Here is a 552-nt window from a genome sequence, read left to right as displayed (position 1 = left end):
GCACTGAAATTGAGCTATTTTCATAAATTAAAAAATGAAATTAAGAAAAGATCAATTATCGCAAACTATACACTTTATTTTAGTGTCAAAATTATAATAATGACAATAAATATCATGATGTATATAACGGTAAAAAAGAGTCGTATTAAAATGAAGTCGGTCATTCTTACAATTTTGATTGCAAACATTTTATCGGCTTGTGCATTAGCACCAAAGCTAAAACAGCCCAATGATAGGAACCGTGTACCTATTAATAAAACAATCCCTGCCGAAATCAAGCGAGGAGACAGATGAAAAAGATAATTATCACTATAGCGATCAGTATAATTTTTGAAACGTCAGCTCTCGCTAATAAGTGTTACTGGAACCCCAGAAAATTTAGGACTGTATGTACTCCGATAGAGGAAAAAGAGACAGTAAATAATCCCTCTCCACCTCCACCGCCACCACCTGCTCCACCGACCCCACCTGCTCTACCAGCAGAATATCTGGAGATTATAGAGCTCTTAAAAAAACAGCTTGAGTTAAAAAAAGAACAACTTTCGCAAACAG

The 552-nt window shown here is 35.3% G+C and carries 1 protein-coding gene and 1 pseudogene; both read left to right on the top strand.

The window, feature by feature from the left end:
• Positions 1 to 150 precede the first annotated feature (150 nt).
• A complete protein-coding gene (locus tag ACFIJ9_RS08715) occupies positions 151 to 294 on the top strand; it encodes a TrwH protein (protein ID WP_375636801.1) in 144 nt (47 codons plus the stop codon).
• Positions 291 to 552 (top strand): annotated as a pseudogene (locus ACFIJ9_RS08710) (hypothetical protein); the annotation flags it as partial. The gene ACFIJ9_RS08715 and the pseudogene ACFIJ9_RS08710, both read left to right, overlap by 4 nt.

Origin of the sequence: Bartonella sp. MR90HLJMH (assembly GCF_042194115.1) — a bacterium.
Taxonomy (GTDB): domain Bacteria; phylum Pseudomonadota; class Alphaproteobacteria; order Rhizobiales; family Rhizobiaceae; genus Bartonella; species Bartonella grahamii.
This window is presented reverse-complemented; position numbering and strand designations above follow the sequence as displayed.

Coding starts and splice junctions, on each gene's coding strand:
- ACFIJ9_RS08715 (WP_375636801.1), top strand. CDS start 151: ATGAAGTCGGTCATTCTTACAATTTTGATTGCAAACATTTTATCGGCT.